Source organism: Nonomuraea aridisoli, from assembly GCF_003236395.1.
Taxonomy (GTDB): Bacteria; Actinomycetota; Actinomycetes; order Streptosporangiales; family Streptosporangiaceae; genus Nonomuraea; species Nonomuraea aridisoli.
Window position 1 is genome coordinate 1 of record NZ_POUD01000551.1, and the last position, 1,528, is coordinate 1,528.

Genomic DNA, 1,528 nt, shown 5'->3' on the forward strand with positions numbered 1-1,528 from the left:
TCTCGTGGGCTCGGAGATGGGTATAAGAGACAGATCCGGGGGCGTGCCGCCGCCGACGAGGGCTCCGCCGTCCAGGCCATCAAGGCGGCCGCGGCGGCACGCCCCCGGATGCGCATCTGGGTGGAGACCGATCTTTCCGACGACTACATCGCCGGCGACGACCAGTTCAAGACCGCGCTGCAGGCCCTCATCGACGCCGGCAAGCAGCCCGGCGTGACCGGCGTCAAGTTCGCCGACAACCTCGGCTACAGCGGATTCACCGACGCCGACGACGTCACCCGCTTCCTCACCCAGGCCGGCCGCGCCCTGCGCGCCGCACTGCCCGGCAAGCAGCTGGCCATCGGCGTGGTCGTGCCCGAGCTCGGCTGCGGATCCTCCAAGGAATGCATCCAGGCCATGCGCGCCAAAGCGCCGCTGGCCACCAAGGACAACGTCGGCCGCTACCTCAAGACGCGCGCCGTCGACCGCGTGGAGATGTCCACCGGGCTGTTCGGCCGCACCTACAGCCAGCACCAGGTGTCCGACCCGAAAACCGGCAAGCCCACCGCGATCACGCCGCAGCTGGCCGCCCGCGCGCAATGGATGAGCGTCCGCGCGCTGGAGTGGGACACCCTTGTCCACATACGCGGCCGCGAGTACGGCCTGGCCCACGCCGGCGACACCTTGCCCTGGACCAAGGCCCAGGCCGGCGCGCAGATCGACGCCCGGCTCGGCGCCGCCATCTCGCTCGGCGTGCCGTCCATCACGCTGTGGGGACACAAGAGCACCGATCAGGGGCAGACCTACCGGCTGCTCGACGCCGGCTGCCAGGACGCGACCCTGACCAGCAACGCCATGTGGAACGCGCTGATCAGCCAGGACTTGCGCGGGCGGCTGGCCGTCGTCTTCGACCCGGCCTCCACCGAATGCGGCATCACCGCCGACCTCGCCGCACTGGCCAAGGGAGCGAGCGAGATCTTCATTCTCATCTGACCCGCAACCGCACCTCACCCCCGGCGTGGAGAACTCAGGCCAGATGCGACCCGACGACCCGCCCCAGCTCCCTGACGAGCACCTGCCGTACCCCGGATATGAGGGCCCGCGGGGTTTCGCCGACGTCGACGGCGGCTACCCGGTCGAAAAACACGTCACCGAAGCCGCCCAGCCGGACCGGCGAGGCCCGCAGGCCCCCGAGGACGCCGAAGCAGACGCGCCCGGCCCGCCCGCCTCACCGCGGACCGGGCGTCTGCTCCACAACCCGCTGCCGCCCGTCGAACCTCCCGACAGCGACGACGCCTGGTACGGCCCGGAGCCGGAGCGCGCCAACTGGAGGATGATTGCACCGATCGCGGTGCTGCTGGCCTGCGCCGGTCTCGGGGTGTGGCTGGCCTTCCCCTCCTCCACCGAGCAGAACGCGTCCGTGCCGGCTCCATCGTCGCCGAGCGTGCAGCGCACGCTCACCCAACGGCCGGCACAAGACCCAGCGACCCGGTGGCCCACCCCCACCCGGTTGACGCCAGCTGAAAGGCCGGCGACTCGCCGGCCACCC

At 71.3% G+C, this 1,528-nt stretch carries 2 protein-coding genes; both read left to right on the forward strand.

Annotated features, from left to right (window positions below):
- Positions 1 to 972 (forward strand): hypothetical protein (locus C1J01_RS47985; RefSeq protein ID WP_220040491.1); only part of this gene is annotated, 972 nt, incomplete at its 5' end.
- A gap of 43 nt (positions 973 to 1,015) precedes the next feature.
- A partial coding sequence (locus tag C1J01_RS49455) for a hypothetical protein (RefSeq protein ID WP_220040492.1) occupies positions 1,016 to 1,528 on the forward strand: 513 nt, incomplete at its 3' end.